The organism is Paraburkholderia sp. CHISQ3 (genome assembly GCF_030464945.1).
GTDB classification, from domain to species: Bacteria; Pseudomonadota; Gammaproteobacteria; order Burkholderiales; family Burkholderiaceae; genus Paraburkholderia; species Paraburkholderia megapolitana.
This window is the reverse complement of sequence record NZ_JALPRG010000006.1, coordinates 275,082-290,093: the sequence shown is the minus strand read 5'-3', so window position 1 is coordinate 290,093 and position 15,012 is coordinate 275,082. Positions and strand designations below refer to the sequence as shown.

The window sequence follows — 15,012 nt, the reverse complement described above, 5'->3', positions numbered from 1 at the left end:
CTTCATCGGTCTAAGGCTGTTGCGTCAGGATGAAAGACTGCGCCGCGGTACCGTTGCAGGTGTACTGCTGCAACTGCACGCCATTGGCCGTGGAAGCCGATGGCACATCGAGGCAAAGACCACTGTTGCGCGCAACGAACTTGTAGGTCCCGTTGCCGTTCGACACCGGCATCCATTGCTGATTCGTGCCGCCACCGGAACCCCATAGCTGGATCAGCGCGCCACTCGCCGTAGCCGAAGGGCCGCCTGTGACATCCCACACCAGTGCCGCATTGCGGTTCGTTATCGTGTAGTAACCGCTATCGGTAGGCGTGAGTTGCCATTCCTGGTTGTATTGACTCCCGCCGCAACTCCATTGCTGAGCGATGGTGCCGTTGGCAGTACCCCAACTCGCCGCATCGACACAGGCACCGCTATTCTGGTTGCTGACCGTGTACCAGGCGCTGCTGTCGATCGTGCTGCCTGGCTGGTACACCCGCACATAGTCGACCAGTATCGTGCCGGTACTCGGCGTACTGCCATCCGTCGTGCCCGGAAACCCACCACCGCCGATCGCAAAGTTCAGCAGCAGATAGAAAGGCTGATTGAAAACCCATTGCGTGCCAGCAGGAATATTCGACGGCGTGATCGTGAAGTACGGCTGCTCTGGGTTGTCGCGATAGAACTGCATCATGTTTTGTGTCCAGATCACACCGTACGTGTGATAGCTGGCGTCGTCCACGCGCCCACCATTTGGGAACGTGAACTGGCTACCGATGCCGTTGGCTCCCGAATAGCCCGGCCCATGAACCGTCGAAGACGTTTTGTTCGGACCGTAGCTTTGTACCCACTCCATGATGTCCTGCTCGCCCGATGCAGGCCAGCCAACCGAGCCGATATTGTTGCCGAGCATCCAGAACGCCGGCCAGAAACCGTCCGCCACCTGAAGTTTCATACGCGCCTCGATGCGTCCGTACTGGAATGCTTCTTTTCCAGAGGTATTCATGCGGCCCGAGGTCCAGGTGCCACCGTTGTTAATCGCCTTGATGATCAGATTGCCGCTGCCGTCCTGGTAGATGTTGGAACTATTCGGATCGCATGGTGCGGTTCTCGAGTAAGGCGAACAATATGTTTCCAGCTCGCCATTGCCCCAACCGCCACCGCCCGTGTCATAGGTCCATTTGGTGGAGTCAGGTGCGGCGCCGGCTGCGCCGTTGAATTCGTCGCTCCACTGAATGGTCCATGTTTGCGCATGAAGTGGCGCGCTGGTGGCAATCAGTAATGCAAGGGTCGATGAAACGGTGTAAAGCGCACGCATTGCACTGAAGCGCTTGCTGGATGGGGTGTTATTCAAGTCGGCCACGGAACGTCTCCTGTTTGAAGTCGCGAACACGGCATCTTTTCATTTTTCTTTCGCTTGCTCGTCCCATCACGCGCCCGAATTGCAGCGACGACCACGCGGGTCGTTGCTGCAATTCGGATTACTACTTTTTGTGGCCATTCTCTCGATGCCATACGCATGCGGCATAACCATCCGCACGCCTTCGTCAGCGTCGATAGACAACGTGAATGGCCTTGGGCGCGAAGAGACTGGTTGTCACTTTACCCCGCTCGATCTGGCACAGGGATGCATGACACATGATTTGCGAGTTTTTTCGATGCTCTACCAGCCGTCGCTCCAGATCAACCGAACGCCTCTGTCATTGCGCGGTGATGCGTAGTTGTGTCGGCGACGCGTCCATCACCACCTTGGCCGGAAAGTTCGCCCACGTGACACCAAGCGCCGGAGTGTTCGGATTGCCCGTCCTCGCGAAGGCCGCAACACTTGCGATCATTGCATCCGATAGAGCCTCACGGCCAGGTTGGTTCGCATTGCTGTACGCGAAAGAGAACACGTTCGGGCCGAAGTTGCTGAAGATAAATGGCAGATCCATCGCATGCGTCGCTCCGTAGACCGTGTTGAACGGCGCGGGCTCCTCATCCCAGTCGAAGCGGTAGTACCAGACCTTACCCGGCTGTTGCAAGGCGAGCGATGTGAGCTGCGGTGCCACGGGCGCGAGGAACACTGTGTTCGTCGTGAACACCGTCAGTGCATTCCAGCCGAATGGGAATGCCGTCACCGGTAGATAGGCGGCGTTGATCAAGTCGCTCTGAGAAAGCGCAGTGGGTGCATTCGGGTTGAAATTGAACTGCAGACCAAAACGGTCGTAGTCGCTCGGCTTGAAGCCCGAAATGCCCGTACCGGTGATCGAACCGAACAGACCGGCAAACAGTGTGCCTTCATCTCGCGTATTGCCTGCTAGCACAGGCACCTTCTGATATTGCCCGAACGCGAGCGCGCCGATCGAATTCACCGGCAATACATTGCCGTCCTCGATCGGCGCGGGCGTCGTGCCGAGCTGAGGGTTCGCGAGCATCACCGTCAGCAACTGGGCAGCCGGGAGACCACGCAGGTACGTTGCCACCTGCACATCCGTCTGGGTCGCGAGCGTGGCTTGTGCCGATGCAGCATCGGTGGCTTTGCCGTCTGCGATCACGATCGCGTTAAGCAGCGCCTTCGAATACGTTTGTGCCGTCGGCCGCGAAGCATTCACGATTCCACCGCTCAGCGGTATGGCCTTTTGAAAAAGCCCGGCCGACAGCGGCGAAACAAGCAGCGCCCACACGTTGACCGCGCCCGCGGATTGCCCCATTACGGTTACGTTGGTGGGATCGCCACCGAACGCCGCGATGTTGTTCTTGACGAACTTCAACGCCTGTTGCTGGTCGAGTAACGCGAAGTCGCCGGAATCGGCGAGCGTATTGCCCGTTTTCAGTTGCGGCAGATCAAGCCAGCCGAAGATGCCCAGGCGGTAGTTGATCGTGACCACCACCGCATTGGCCTTCCTGGCGAGCGCCTGCCCGTTGTACACGGGGTCGGCAGAGTAGCCGGAGATGTTGCTGCCGCCGTGGATGAAGAAGATGACCGGCAACTTTCCCTGCGCATTCGCCGGAGTCCAGATGTTTAACGTCAGGCAGTCTTCGTCGCCCACCGGTTTTCCGAAACCCTCACGCACTGCGAGGCCATACGGTGCATCGTTAGGAGCGGGGCTGAAATATCGCCCTCCCTGCGCGCATGAGTGTCCGAACTGTTGCGTCGCGCGCACGCTGCTCCATGGCGCGGGATCGACCGGGGGCATCCACCGTAATGCGCCAACCGGCGGCTGCGCATAAGGAACGCCGAGCCATTCGTAAGTCCCGGTGGTCGTGCTGCGGTTCACCCCCTCCACGGCGCCAAAGCTCGTGTCTCGTCGGGTAGGTGGAACACTATTGATGCCGCCGCTACAGGCGATCGGCGACAGCACCGAGGCGATGGCTAACAGCACCGCGGCGGCGCGGCGGATTGACGTCATTTGTTGTCTCCAGATTTTTTTGAGTTTTCGTATGCATAGTTATGCTTATGCATTACGTCATCGCTGCTCATTCCGACCGATCGCTTCCGCATGATTCATGCGACGTTTTTATCGCCACGATTTCTGCTTCTGCTTCTGTCGGGGAATCAGTTCGAGCAAACTATCACGGTGGTTATCGCAGTGTCATTGGCGGATTTAGCCAACCTCTTTTCGAAGTCGGCCATCGTGGTTTGCCTGATCGGGGAAGCTTATTCGGTGGTTTTGCGAGTGTTCAAAGATCGAGTGTTAACGCTTGCGCCGATCCATTCTCGTCGGCTAGCGGTCTACTCATGCAAATCAGCGCGTGGCCCGATGCGATATCGGCTTCGGTTGGGCCGTCGTAAGCCACGCTGCCCTGTAACACGCGAGTGGAACAGGTACCGCATATCCCCGAACGACAACTCGATGGCGCATCGATACCGCATGCTTCCGCGAATTCCAGCAGCGTGCCGTTTTTCGGCAACCATTGCATCGTGCGTTGTGTGCGTGAGAACGTCACGGGTACGGCGTCCGCTGGTTGTCTCGCCGTATTACTGGATTCGTCGTTCGGTTGCGTCGCCGTAGTGCTGGCCACGGCATCAGGCGTGCGTTTTACGCTCGCTGGACCAAACGCTTCGAACCGGATGCGCTCGTCTGCCACGTTAAGCGCACGCAAACCTTCGTACAGGTCGCGCATGAACGCATCGGGACCGCACAGATAGAAATCGTAATCGTCGAAAGGCAGCAGACGTTTGAGCGCAGCGATGCTCACGCGTCCCGATGAGCTCATCGAATCAATCACCGCGTTGCTCTCGCTATCGAATAGATGCATCGAGACATCCGCATGACGATCCGCGAGTTCTTTCAGATACGCGCTGAACGGCCGCTCGCTGTCGTTGCGCGCGCCGTGAAAGAAGTAGAGTGGTTTCGTTTGCGTGTTCGTCGTACGGGCTGCGATAGCCTGCTGCAACATCGCCAGCATTGGCGTAATGCCGATGCCCGCGGAGATGAATACCGCTGCGCGCGTGGTTGACCGATCGTAGGTGAATGCGCCGCGTGGTGCCATCGTTTCGATGTGCATGCCGGCAGCAAGATGGTCGTGTAACCAGCTCGATGCAGCGCCCTGACGCTTCACGCTGATGCGGTAGCGCCGCGCATCGCTCGCGTCTGAAAGCGTGTAGGTGCGAACGATCGGTGTGCTCGCGCCCTCTACCGGTACGCGAATCGGCAGGAACTGGCCCGGTTCGAACGGCGCCAGTGGCGTATCGTCGATCGACTCCATATAGAACGAGCGGATCGACGGTGTCTCGTCGTGTACCGCGGCGATCCGCAGTTTCCTCCAGACCGACGAATCGAATTCCCGCGCGGGTTTCAACGCGGGAAATTGAGGCGCGTAATCCACTGCGGACCAGCGAAACGGCAGCACGGCCCTGCTCCGGCGCACCTCGGTAATACGAAAACGCACCAACCGTTCGGCCAGCGGAAACTCCACCAGTTCCGGCCCTTCCCAGATGATTTCGGCGCGTGCCGCAACGTATAGCAGATCGCCGCTCTCGAAATCGACGAACAACAAACCCGCACGCGGATCGTGCGTCAGATTGCCAAGCGTATTGAAGAAGCGATTGCCGCTGAAATCGGGCGTGGTCAACGTGTTCGCATCGTCGATGCGAACGAAGCCCGGCATACCGCCTCGATGTGAAACATCGACCCCGCGCGCAAGGTTCGCTTCGTTCGCGAGGTTTGCGCTGGCGATGAAAAACGTGTCGGCACGCGCGAGCAGCGCACGGTCCGTTGCGTTCAGCTCGGTTGCATGTTCGACTTCAGGCGGTGCTCCGGCAGATCCGCGCGAAATGAATTCGGGTGCACGCCCTTGAATGTATTTGGCGCAATTGCCGAAGCTCTGCAAGACTTCGAGCGTGACGACGTCGCCATTCACCGACGACACCCTGCCGTTGACCCGGTTGCGTCGGCGCGTGTGCGGTTGCAGTCCAAGGCCACCGATCAACGCGCCTTCGCGCCAGCTGTCCGCAAGCGGATCGCCCGATAGCGCACCGCCTTCGATCCGCAGCGTGCGCGCATCTGGCGACGACACAAAGCCAGGTGCACCGACGCGCAACGTTGCCCATGGCTGTCCGCCGGCGTCGACGCCACCGAATACCATGAACGGCTGTTCCGCAAAAAACTGCCGATGCTGCTCCGGCATATACCGGCGAATCCCCCGCCTGCCGCTTCTGTCTGCTTCATCCGTCACGCCGGCGCGCTGCTGTACGGCGATTTCAGCGGCGTGAAAAGGCCCGGCGTCGGTGCTGCTACCGCTCGGCTTGATGGAAGATGTTTCAGACATGGCGATTCCTCATCGTGGCAAATCGCGCGACACGATTCCGCGCGTGCGCCGTTATCCGGCTAGCAGATCCACCTTGGTAGACGGCATTGCGACAAAACGCGGCAACGCCTCGACGCGGCGCAACCACGCGCGAATGTTCGGATACGGCTCAAGCGTCACACCACCCTCCGGCGCATGCGCAATGTACGTGTGTGCCGCGATGTCGGCGATCGTCACGTGCTCGCCGACGGCAAAAAGCTTGTCGGCGAGTTCGCGCTCAAGCACGTCGAACAGTTTGATCGCAATCTTTTGCGCAGTTTCGAGGTGATGCGGTGCACCGAATACGGTAACGAGCCGCGCGGTACACGGACCGTAGGCGATCGGTCCGGCGGCAAGCGAAAACCAGCGTTGTACCGCCGCAGCGCCCAATTCGTCTTGCGGCAGCCATGACGGAGCGCCGTAACGCCTCGCGAGATACACGAGAATCGCATTCGAATCGAACAGCACCGTGTCGCCGTCTTCTATCGTCGGCACCTGACCGAACGGATTGAGCTGAAGATATTCCGGGCGACGATTGTCACCGGCGGCCATGTTCAGTTCGACTACTTCGAACGGCAGATCGAGCAGCGTCAGAAACAGCTTCACGCGATGACCGTGTCCGGAAAGCAGCGTGGTATGCAAGCGAATCGGTTGGGTAGGTTTAGCAGCGGGCACAGGGGAAATCCTTTGAAATAGCGGGGGGTTCGAACTGGAACGGATAGGCAATGCTATCGGTCACCGCATCGCGCGAGAAGACTGCTAAGCTTCAAAACATAGTCAATCGAAAGTGGACAATCGATCATGGCAGACATACGGGACATCAATCTGAACCGGCTGGTGATTTTCGCGGCGGTGGTTGAAGCAGGTTCTCTTACTGCGGCAGCGGCGCGCCTCGGCCTCGCAAAGGCGATGGTCAGCACACACATTCAGCGGCTCGAGAGAGAGGTTGGCGCGAGTCTGCTGGTACGAACCACTCGACAGATCAAGGTCACCGAAGGCGGCCGCGTGTTTTACGACGCGTGTTGCAGAATCTTGCAGACGGCCGAAGATGCTTTGTCGGCAGTGTCGGACGCAAGCGCTCCGGTGCGCGGTACGTTGCGCGTGAGCGCGCCGCACGACTATGGCGCGCTCGCGGTCGCGCCAGCACTGGTCGATCTGCGCCATGCTTATCCAGAACTCGACGTCGAACTGATTTGCAACGACAGCTACGTGGATTTGATCGCGGACAGCATCGATATCGCAATCCGGCTCGGTCGGCTCGCCGATTCGAGCTACCGCGCGGTGAAAATCGGCGCCTTCGTCAAATGGGTGGTGGCGAGCCCGGCTTTTGTGGAGAAGTGGGGGAAACCCCGCTCGCCGGCCGCACTGGCGAAATGGCCTTTTGTTGCACTGTCGGTATTGCCGCATCCAATGACCCTCGAATTGCAACGCGCCAATGGCGACATGAAAAACGTCCGCTGTAGCAGCGGACTCCAAGTCAACACTGCCGACGCCGCTCGCGCAGCCACGCTTTCAGGTGGCGGCTTCGCGCTGCTGACGGACTTCTCGATCGCGGCGGACGTGAAAGCCGGCCGCCTCGTGCGTCTGTTGCCCGACTGGACGACGGCGCCCGCGGGCATTCAAGCGGTGTTTCCACCAACAAGTTATCCGCCGGCGAAAGTACGCGCCCTGATCGATGTTTTCAGAACGCGGCTCGCTGTGTCTGCCTGATACGCTGCTTGAGCCAGCCTGAAGTCTCCATGCTGATTCAGCCAGCACTGCGAGAGCGCGCGACAAACCAGCGCCCCGATGCAACCGACCAGAGGATGATCACGCCGTACGCCACCATCGCAACGGCACCGATCGCGAAGAACAGCGTCAGCGACCCGGTAACCCGCAACGCCAATGCACCGACGCCGGCATACAGCACGAGCCGCAGCGCGCCCGCGCCGAGCGGCCAGCCGAGTCGGCCCGCGCCCTGCGACGCCAGATACAGCGAGAAGCCAAGCCCGAAGAAGCCGTAGAAAGGACCGATGACGCGCAAACACGTAGAGCCGGTCTGCAGCGACTGCTCGTTGGCGCCGAACAGGAGCAGCCACGCATGCGGCCACAGCGCTGCCGCGAGACCAACCAGTTCGGCAAGCACGAAGGCCATCGCGCCACCGGTCAACGCGATGCGCCGTGCGCGTTCGCGCTGTCCCGCGCCGATGTTCGCACCGACGAGCGCCACCATCGGTGCGCCGATGCCAAACGCCATCGGCATCAGCAGGTATTCGAGGCGCGTAGCGATTCCGTAACCGGCGAGCGCCGCAGTGCCCGCATGTGCAGCGACGGCGGCGCCGGTCAGCGCGATGAGTGCGTTCGTCAGAAGTGGATTCAGACATGCAAGACCGCCGACCATGAGAATGCTACGCATCGACGCCCAATGCAGCGTGCCGCGTGACAGGCGAGCCGGATTGCGCCCGCTCACGCAATACCAGCCGAGTATCGCGGTACCCGCTGTGTAGTACGCAACGAGTGCCCAAGCGCCGCCCGCGACACCGAGGTGAGGCAACGGGCCGATGCCGAAGATCAGACACGGCGACAGCGGAATCAGCAACACCGCACCACCGCAGATCATTGCGCCGGGTACCACCATGTTGCCCGTGCCGCGAATCACGCTTGCAAGCGCGTTCATCGCCCACATCAACGGCAAGCCGGCGAACAGCACGTGCCCGTATGTGCTGGCGGCGTCGAGTGCCGCACCGTGTGCACCGAGCATCTGGAACAGCGGCCGGGCAACCGTAAGCAGGACAATGGATAGCGCAATGCCGATGAGCGAGTTGAGGGCTACCGCGTGCCTCGCGAGCGGGTCGACCAGCGCCACATTGCCGGCGCCAAGCGCACGCGCGACCGACGACGAGATACCGCCGCCCATCGCGCCTTGCGACAGATTCTGCATCAGTATCAACATCGGCACGACCACCGCGACGCCTGCAAGTACCTGCGTGCCGAGTCTCGCGAGAAACCATGTCTCGACGAGGCCCGTCGACGACTGGGCCAGCATCATCAGCATGTTCGGCCAGCTCATGCGCGCCAGCAGTGGCGCAATGGGTGCTTCCAGCATGGAGCGCAGGCGCGACGGGACCGCAGCATGGTGAGTCAATGATCATCGTGCGACTGAACGGCCGCTTCGATCTTGATGGCATTGCTGATCAGCGCCGCTATCTCGTCTTCCGATCGCGCGCCCTCGGTGGTCAAAGAACCCACCTTGAAAGTCGGAACAGACGACACGCCAGCGGCCCGCGCTCTCGCGATGTCGGCCTCCGTCTTCGTGATCTCCGCCTGGTCCGCGAGGAGCGCGTGCACCTCCTTGCGCTGGAACTCATAGCGCGAAGCGATCTCGCCGAGCGTTTCCAGATCGGAAATATTGTGCCGGTCATCGAAGTACGCGCGTGTCAGTGCCACAGCCAGCGCGTGCTGCGTACCGCGCGCTCTGGCGGCACGCAGCAGGGTATGGGCATAAACCGTCCTGTAGACGTAGGGCTGGAGACTCAGGTTCAGGTGCAAACCGGAAGCGCGCGCCTCCGCTTCCGGTCGCTCGAAAGCAGGCGCCATGTTCACGATGCCTTTCTTACGAAAGTAGTCCGCCAGACGAATGCCTTCCGGCGGCGCATTCGGTATCAGCTCGTAGGGGTGGTGTTCGATATCGACAGCCAGATTCGGAAATCGCTCGGACAGCACTTTGTCCAGGCGATGCTGCCCGATGAGACACCACGGGCATACGATGTCCGAATACAAATCTATTTTCAATGCAGGCATGACGCCTCCATGAGAAACCAGTTTTCCTGCGGGCAGGATGAGTTAGATCACCATCGCGGGGAGTGCGTCGATGCGGTTCATCGCCATCTGCTCCGAGGCGGCGCTTGCCTCCGGCCCGAACACCAGCCCTTCTGCCACGATCACCTCAAGATCGTTAATCCCGATCAGCGCGAAGATGTGCCTCAAGTAGGTTTCTGCGTGCTCGCGGTGCGCGGAAGGCGAGCCCTCGGCATAGACGCCGCCCCGGGCAATGGCGACGATTACCCGCTTTCCCGCAGCCAGCCCCACGGGGCCTGCACCACTTCCGAAAGAGAACGTCTTGCCGGCGACCACCACCCGATCGATCCAGACCTTCAACGAACTGGGGATCGAGTAGTTGTAGAACGCGAGACCTATCACGATGGTGTCGGCGGCCTGGAACTCCGCGAGTACGCTCGCGCTTTCAGCAACGTCGTCCCGCTGTTCGGCATCCAGACCTGAAGCATCCGCCGACTGGACATGGACCGCGAATACCGGCTCCGTCAGATGCGGCAACGGATGGGCTGCGAGATCCCGATAGGTGATATCGAGGTCTTCATCGGCATTCTTGAGCTTGTCCACAATGGCGGCAGACAGGCGTCGACTCACCGAGTTGCTCGTTTGAATGCTGGTATCGAGATGCAGCAATTTACTCATGGAAGATCCTTCACTTTAACGACCGCCCGAGGAATCGAGCGTGAATAGAAAAATGCATACGCACCCTTTAGCGGAAGTTAAGGTATGGTTTCGACGCGCAACAAGCCGCCAGTGCGTAACGCTAAATTTGTACGTGAAACTATCTTTGATATCTTGTACATTGACAAGAACGCACTAATAAGTGCTGCACGAACACCGATGTTCCTTAAAGAAAATCCAGGAGAGTGCCGTGGCTAGTCGAGTGCCATCCGAAGTGACGACCCTTGTGCACGACGAAGAAATCCATGCCGAGTGCCGCGCAATGGCACAGGTACTGGATCGAATCGGTGACAAATGGACCGTGATGGTAGTTGGCGCTCTTTCGGACGGACCGCAACGCTTCAACACCATCCTGCGTACAGTCAACGGCGTGTCGCACCGCATGCTCACGCTGACCTTGCGAGGTCTCGAACGAGACGGTCTCGTGACCAGAACGGTTTATCCAACCATTCCACCCAAAGTCGAGTACGAACTCACTGAGTTAGGCAGTTCATTGATCGCGCCATTGAGAGCGCTAGCGGCCTGGGGAAGAAAGAATCGCCCAGCGATCGAGGAAGCAAGACTGCGATTCGATGAGCGACCAGAGACGGTGTAGGAAATGTGGTGGTTCAGGGTTTTCGCAACAGGGAGAAAAGTGGTCGCGCGAGACCTTTAAGAAGCGCGCGATCGGGACGCGTCCGCGCAAATACCCGAATACCTAAAGAAGTGCCGAGAAACAGTCTCGCGAGATCGGCTGCAGACTGATCCGTCGAAATCGACCCGTCCGCCTGACCCGCAGCAATGCTATCGCGCAGGTACCGCTCGATCCGGCCAAAAATGTAGGTGACCACCTCGCGAAACTCCTCGTCATGTGGTGCGACCTCAAGCGCGGTATTCACCACAAAGCAGCCCTTGCGCAGCTTATCGCTGAGCGCCTCAGCGATGATCGCGTCGATGTACCGTTCTATCGCTTGCAGAGGTGGTGTGTCGCTCTCAAAAATTTCGGTGCAGTCGACGAGCGCAGACCGAACATATCGATCGAGCACCAGCCGATAGAGAGCCCGCTTGTCACCGAAGGCGTTGTACAGGCTTGGACTGGTCAGTCCTGTGCCCTCAGCCAGATCACGCATGGACGTGGATTCATACCCGTTCACCCAGAAGTGCTCAGTCGCCTTGTCCAGTACCGCCTCTTCGTCGAACTCTCTCGGCCTCGCCATTTTCGTGCAACTCCCTGAATTTCCATTACTCGCGGACGGATTTTAGCACGATCGATACAAAACTGGTGTGTCTGATGCTGCCGTTCGCGTGAGAACAGACACCTCATGACCCTGTTTTATCACCACCGTTACAAAATTCATTGCACGTTTTATTACACACGTTATAAAATACAATCCGTCGATGCCGCATCCGGTCCAGATCACTGATATACGGCACGACTCCTTTACGTGCGGTTCCCTGCCGGGCGGTTCGCCGCCGCGCTGTGAGTCGCCCCCAACGAGAAACAACCTGGAGTACACAGATGAACGAGCACGCCAACGTAGAAGGGATTTATCCCGTCCCGGCCGTGATGCAGACGAACACGATCGAAGCCGACGGCGCATCCGCCCGGCAAACGTTCCCTCACGCTGAGAAACCGAAGAACTCCGCAAGCGTCTGGTCCGCGTTCTCCCGCACTTTTCGTCGAGTGGCGGTCGGCTTCGCCGCCAGCCTGACGCTGGGCGCCCTGTCGGCGCACGCTGCGATCACGCCATTCCCGGCCGATTTCCGCAACTCGGAGGTGGTGAATGGCGACGCGACGATCAACGTCCGCGTCGGCGGTCATGGGCCTGCCGTTGTGTTGATCCACGGCTTCGGCGAGACCGGTGACATGTGGGCGCCAATGGCCGCGGTACTCGAGAAGGACCACACCGTCGTCGTGCCAGATCTGCGCGGCATGGGCCTGTCCTCGCACCCCGCCGGCGGCTATGACAAGTGGACGCAGGCCGGCGACATCCAGGCAGTCCTCGACAAGCTCGGGATCGACCACGCCGACATCGTGGGTCACGACATCGGCGTGATGGTCGCGTATGCCTACGCGGCGCGCTATCCGGACAAGACAAACCGTCTCGTCGTCATCGACTCGCCGATCCCCGGTATCCCGCCGTGGGACCAGATCGTGCGCATGCCCGCGCTGTGGCACTTCAACTTCGGTGGCCGTGACGCCGAGCGTCTGGTTGCCGGCCGCGAGCGCATCTATCTCGACCGCTTCTGGGACGAGTTCGCCGGCGACCCGTCGAAGATCGATGAAGCGACTCGCCGTCACTACGCCGCGATCTACGCGAAGCCTGGTGCGATGCATTCCGCGTTCGCCCAGTTCCTCGCGATCGACCAGAAGGACGAGGCCGACAACCTCAAGGCGATGCAGACGAAGCTGACGATGCCGGTGCTCGCCATCGGCGCCGAAAAAGCGTTCGGTGCCAACGTGGGGATCATCATGCGCAACGCGGCGACTAACGTTCAGGAAGTCATTATTCCGAACGCGGGCCACTGGCTGATGGATGAAGCGCCCGCGCCGACGATCGCCGCGGTGCAGGAGTTCCTTGCAGTGCATTGAATTCGGTGACGGCGCTTTCGCTCAGGCCGTCGGTATCGCGATCCTGCTTTCCATCCACTCAACAATTCTGATTTGCCTTCGCAGCTTAACCACTCAAGGATTGATCATGCGTTTTCCCACCTTACGCTCTGTCGTGGCGCAAGCCATCTCCGCGCTGTGTCTGCATACCATCACCGCCGTGCCTGCGCTTGCCGCGCCTGTGAAGAATATCGTCGTGGTCCACGGCGCATTTGCCGATGCCGCGGGTTGGCGTCCTGTCTACAACATCCTGACGAAGGACGGTTACCACGTGACACTGGTACAACAACCGCTGACGTCATTCAACGACGACGTGACCGCCACGAAACGTGTACTCAATAGTCTTGACGGTCCTTGCGTACTCGTCGGCCATAGCTATGCGGGCACCGTTATTAGTGAGGCCGGGAACGACGGTCATGTGAAGTCGCTGGTCTACATCGCCGCACATGCACCCGATGCGGGTGAAACCATGGCGGACAACAACAAGAAGTACCCGGGCACACCTGTATCTATCGTCGGAACTCCGGATAACTTCGTTTACCTGAAACCGACCGACTACCCATCACAGTTCGCACCTGACCTGCCCCGCGCCCAAGCCGAGTTCGAGGCGCATGCACAGATCCCGCTTGCGGCATCCGAATTCTCGGCGCAGGTTTCCGATCCGGCATGGAAGACGAAGCCGAGCTGGTACATGGTCGCGACGGCCGACAAGATGATGAGCCCGAACCTCCAACGCATGTATGCAGCACGCGCTCATGCGAATACGGTCGCGATCGACGGTGCAAGCCATGCAGTGTTTGAATCTCATCCGCGGGAAGTCGCTGCACTGATCGAACAGGCAGCGCAGCACTCAGGGGAATAAGCAATCGCGATTCCGGGCAGGCTATCGGTCTTGTTGCTACCGATGCGCTTTCACCGCAGCTCACGCCATCAAGACGCCTCGGGTTCCCGCTGGAACGCCGCTGCGACGACAGACAGCGTCAGAATTCCGACCGAGAGCCACAAGCCCGCACGAATGCCCGAAGGTCCATCGGAGAGCGCACCGCTCAGTATCGGACCGATGCACTGGCCCACGCCAAACGCCACGGTCAGTGCAGCAATGGCAGCTGTCCATGCGTGAGGTTGTGCGGCCCTGCGCGCGAAACTGGTCACAGCGGCGACGACCGCAAGAAACGAACCGCCGAACAGAATTGCCGACAGGTAGGCACCCGCGGCAGTGGGCCAGGTGAGTGGAAGCACGGCACCGACGGCAACCATGGCGACCGTCGCAGCCGTCCCCCAGCCGCCTTTCAGATGACCAAGAACGGGGCCCCACGCGAACGCAGCAACGATAGCGGCAAGACCGAGAACCGACCAGAAAGTCGTGATGCCATAGCTGTTGAAACCGACGTTGCTACGCAGGTACGCAACGATGAAGGTGGCATAGGTGATATACCCTGCACCGTAAAGACAGTACGACAGCAGCTTGCACACCATGAACTTCACGGACCAGCCGCCGCGCGCCCTGGTGGCGTGATGCGCTGGCTCGGGTGTGCGGCTCAGCACAAGCCATCCGTAGATCGTCGCGAGTAGCGACAGGCCACCCAACGCGAGCCAGCCCCCTCGCCAGCCCGTTGCCGATAGCAGCGGCGGAATGGTGAGCGCCGAGGCCATCACGCCCAATCCTGCACCCGCAAAGTACACACCGAGGACAGTCGGCGCGCGAGACTTGCTGCCCCCCGCGGCGGCCGCAGAGGTCAGACCAGCACCCGCAACGAATGCCAGCGCACCCGTTACACCCGTCAAGGTTCTCAGCACGAGCAGCAGCGTGAAATGCGAAGTCAGGCCAGTTGCACCGACGCATAACGCTGTTAAGAGCAGTCCAATCGCAAACACGCGCTTGTTGCCGATCCACCGGCCGAGCGGTGCGGTAATCAGTGCTCCCGCCAGATAGCCCGCAGCGTTGGCCGTATTCATCGCCCCTGCGTCGGCAAAGCTCCAGCCAAGCCCCGAACGCATCAGAGGAAGCAATAGCGCGTAAGCAAAGCGCGACAGTCCGAGCGCCACCGCCGGCCCCATCGCGAGACCAACCACGACCCAGAGAGGCGTCAGCGCGGCATCAGCGGTGGAAAAATCCGCTTGCCCCGCACGGCTCACCGATGACGAATGCGTTTTCTCACTCAATCCGACGCTCCTGG

At 60.1% G+C, this 15,012-nt stretch carries 13 protein-coding genes; 4 read left to right on the top strand and 9 right to left on the bottom strand.

Translation table 11 applies throughout. The features are described 5' to 3' along the window. Window positions 1–10 precede the first annotated feature (10 nt). The 4 genes from M0D65_RS16270 to M0D65_RS16255 form a co-directional block, all read right to left on the bottom strand. Window positions 11–1,342 (bottom strand): RICIN domain-containing protein, encoded by a 1,332-nt coding sequence (locus M0D65_RS16270; protein WP_266253602.1) that lies wholly within the window; start codon window positions 1,340–1,342, stop codon window positions 11–13. A 337-nt stretch (window positions 1,343–1,679) separates the two neighbouring features. Then, complete coding sequence (locus M0D65_RS16265) at window positions 1,680–3,371, bottom strand: carboxylesterase/lipase family protein (protein WP_266253601.1); 1,692 nt, start codon at window positions 3,369–3,371, stop codon at window positions 1,680–1,682. 271 nt (window positions 3,372–3,642) lie between these two features. Then, window positions 3,643–5,733: a pyridoxamine 5'-phosphate oxidase family protein gene (locus M0D65_RS16260; protein ID WP_266253600.1), complete on the bottom strand. Its 2,091-nt coding sequence runs from the start codon at window positions 5,731–5,733 to the stop codon at window positions 3,643–3,645. Window positions 5,734–5,784: 51 nt separating this feature from the next. After that, complete coding sequence (locus M0D65_RS16255; protein ID WP_266253599.1) at window positions 5,785–6,426, bottom strand: glutathione S-transferase family protein; 642 nt, start codon at window positions 6,424–6,426, stop codon at window positions 5,785–5,787. Between the two features lie 126 nt (window positions 6,427–6,552). On the opposite strand from M0D65_RS16255, the gene M0D65_RS16250 reads away from it, so the two are divergent. Then, entirely contained in the window at window positions 6,553–7,461 is a 909-nt protein-coding gene (locus M0D65_RS16250; RefSeq protein ID WP_091015383.1) for a LysR family transcriptional regulator, read from the top strand. Between the two features lie 37 nt (window positions 7,462–7,498). Here M0D65_RS16250 and M0D65_RS16245 read toward each other — a convergent pair whose 3' ends face one another. Genes M0D65_RS16245 through M0D65_RS16235 form a run of 3 tightly spaced genes read right to left on the bottom strand, consistent with a single transcriptional unit; the run spans window position 7,499 to window position 10,206 of the window. Next, window positions 7,499–8,836 (bottom strand): MATE family efflux transporter, encoded by a 1,338-nt coding sequence (locus tag M0D65_RS16245; protein ID WP_266253598.1) that lies wholly within the window; start codon window positions 8,834–8,836, stop codon window positions 7,499–7,501. A gap of 35 nt (window positions 8,837–8,871) precedes the next feature. Continuing rightward, window positions 8,872–9,531 carry a DsbA family oxidoreductase gene (locus M0D65_RS16240; RefSeq protein ID WP_266253597.1) on the bottom strand — a complete coding sequence of 220 codons (660 nt, stop codon included), beginning with the start codon at window positions 9,529–9,531 and terminating at the stop codon, window positions 8,872–8,874. 42 nt (window positions 9,532–9,573) lie between these two features. After that, the gene (locus M0D65_RS16235; RefSeq protein WP_091015378.1) at window positions 9,574–10,206 is read right to left on the bottom strand and encodes an FMN-dependent NADH-azoreductase; all 633 of its coding nucleotides are present in this window, start codon (window positions 10,204–10,206) and stop codon (window positions 9,574–9,576) included. Between the two features lie 253 nt (window positions 10,207–10,459). On the opposite strand from M0D65_RS16235, the gene M0D65_RS16230 reads away from it, so the two are divergent. Next, a complete protein-coding gene (locus tag M0D65_RS16230; protein WP_245811617.1) occupies window positions 10,460–10,840 on the top strand; it encodes a helix-turn-helix domain-containing protein in 381 nt (126 codons plus the stop codon). 13 nt (window positions 10,841–10,853) lie between these two features. Here the strand turns inward: M0D65_RS16230 and M0D65_RS16225 are convergent, their stop codons facing one another. Beyond that, a complete protein-coding gene (locus tag M0D65_RS16225) occupies window positions 10,854–11,441 on the bottom strand; it encodes a TetR/AcrR family transcriptional regulator (RefSeq protein ID WP_266253596.1) in 588 nt (195 codons plus the stop codon). A 302-nt stretch (window positions 11,442–11,743) separates the two neighbouring features. Between M0D65_RS16225 and M0D65_RS16220 the strand changes: the two genes are divergently transcribed. Next, window positions 11,744–12,817: an alpha/beta fold hydrolase gene (locus tag M0D65_RS16220; protein ID WP_266253595.1), complete on the top strand. Its 1,074-nt coding sequence runs from the start codon at window positions 11,744–11,746 to the stop codon at window positions 12,815–12,817. After that, entirely contained in the window at window positions 12,804–13,697 is an 894-nt protein-coding gene (locus tag M0D65_RS16215; protein ID WP_308076671.1) for an alpha/beta hydrolase, read from the top strand. Before M0D65_RS16220 ends, M0D65_RS16215 begins: the two co-directional genes overlap by 14 nt. Window positions 13,698–13,765: 68 nt before the next feature. On the opposite strand, the gene M0D65_RS16210 is transcribed toward M0D65_RS16215, so the two are convergent. Then, window positions 13,766–14,998 (bottom strand): YbfB/YjiJ family MFS transporter, encoded by a 1,233-nt coding sequence (locus tag M0D65_RS16210; protein WP_266253594.1) that lies wholly within the window; start codon window positions 14,996–14,998, stop codon window positions 13,766–13,768. Between the last annotated feature and the right edge of the window lie 14 nt (window positions 14,999–15,012).

Excerpts from the sequence above, each read along its gene's own strand:
- M0D65_RS16265 (WP_266253601.1), bottom strand. The coding sequence starts at position 3,371 with ATGACGTCAATCCGCCGCGCCGCCGCGGTGCTGTTAGCCATCGCCTCG.
- M0D65_RS16260 (WP_266253600.1), bottom strand. The coding sequence starts at position 5,733 with ATGTCTGAAACATCTTCCATCAAGCCGAGCGGTAGCAGCACCGACGCC.
- M0D65_RS16250 (WP_091015383.1), top strand. The coding sequence starts at position 6,553 with ATGGCAGACATACGGGACATCAATCTGAACCGGCTGGTGATTTTCGCG.
- M0D65_RS16245 (WP_266253598.1), bottom strand. The coding sequence starts at position 8,836 with ATGCTGGAAGCACCCATTGCGCCACTGCTGGCGCGCATGAGCTGGCCG.
- M0D65_RS16240 (WP_266253597.1), bottom strand. The coding sequence starts at position 9,531 with ATGCCTGCATTGAAAATAGATTTGTATTCGGACATCGTATGCCCGTGG.
- M0D65_RS16235 (WP_091015378.1), bottom strand. The coding sequence starts at position 10,206 with ATGAGTAAATTGCTGCATCTCGATACCAGCATTCAAACGAGCAACTCG.
- M0D65_RS16225 (WP_266253596.1), bottom strand. The coding sequence starts at position 11,441 with ATGGCGAGGCCGAGAGAGTTCGACGAAGAGGCGGTACTGGACAAGGCG.
- M0D65_RS16220 (WP_266253595.1), top strand. The coding sequence starts at position 11,744 with ATGAACGAGCACGCCAACGTAGAAGGGATTTATCCCGTCCCGGCCGTG.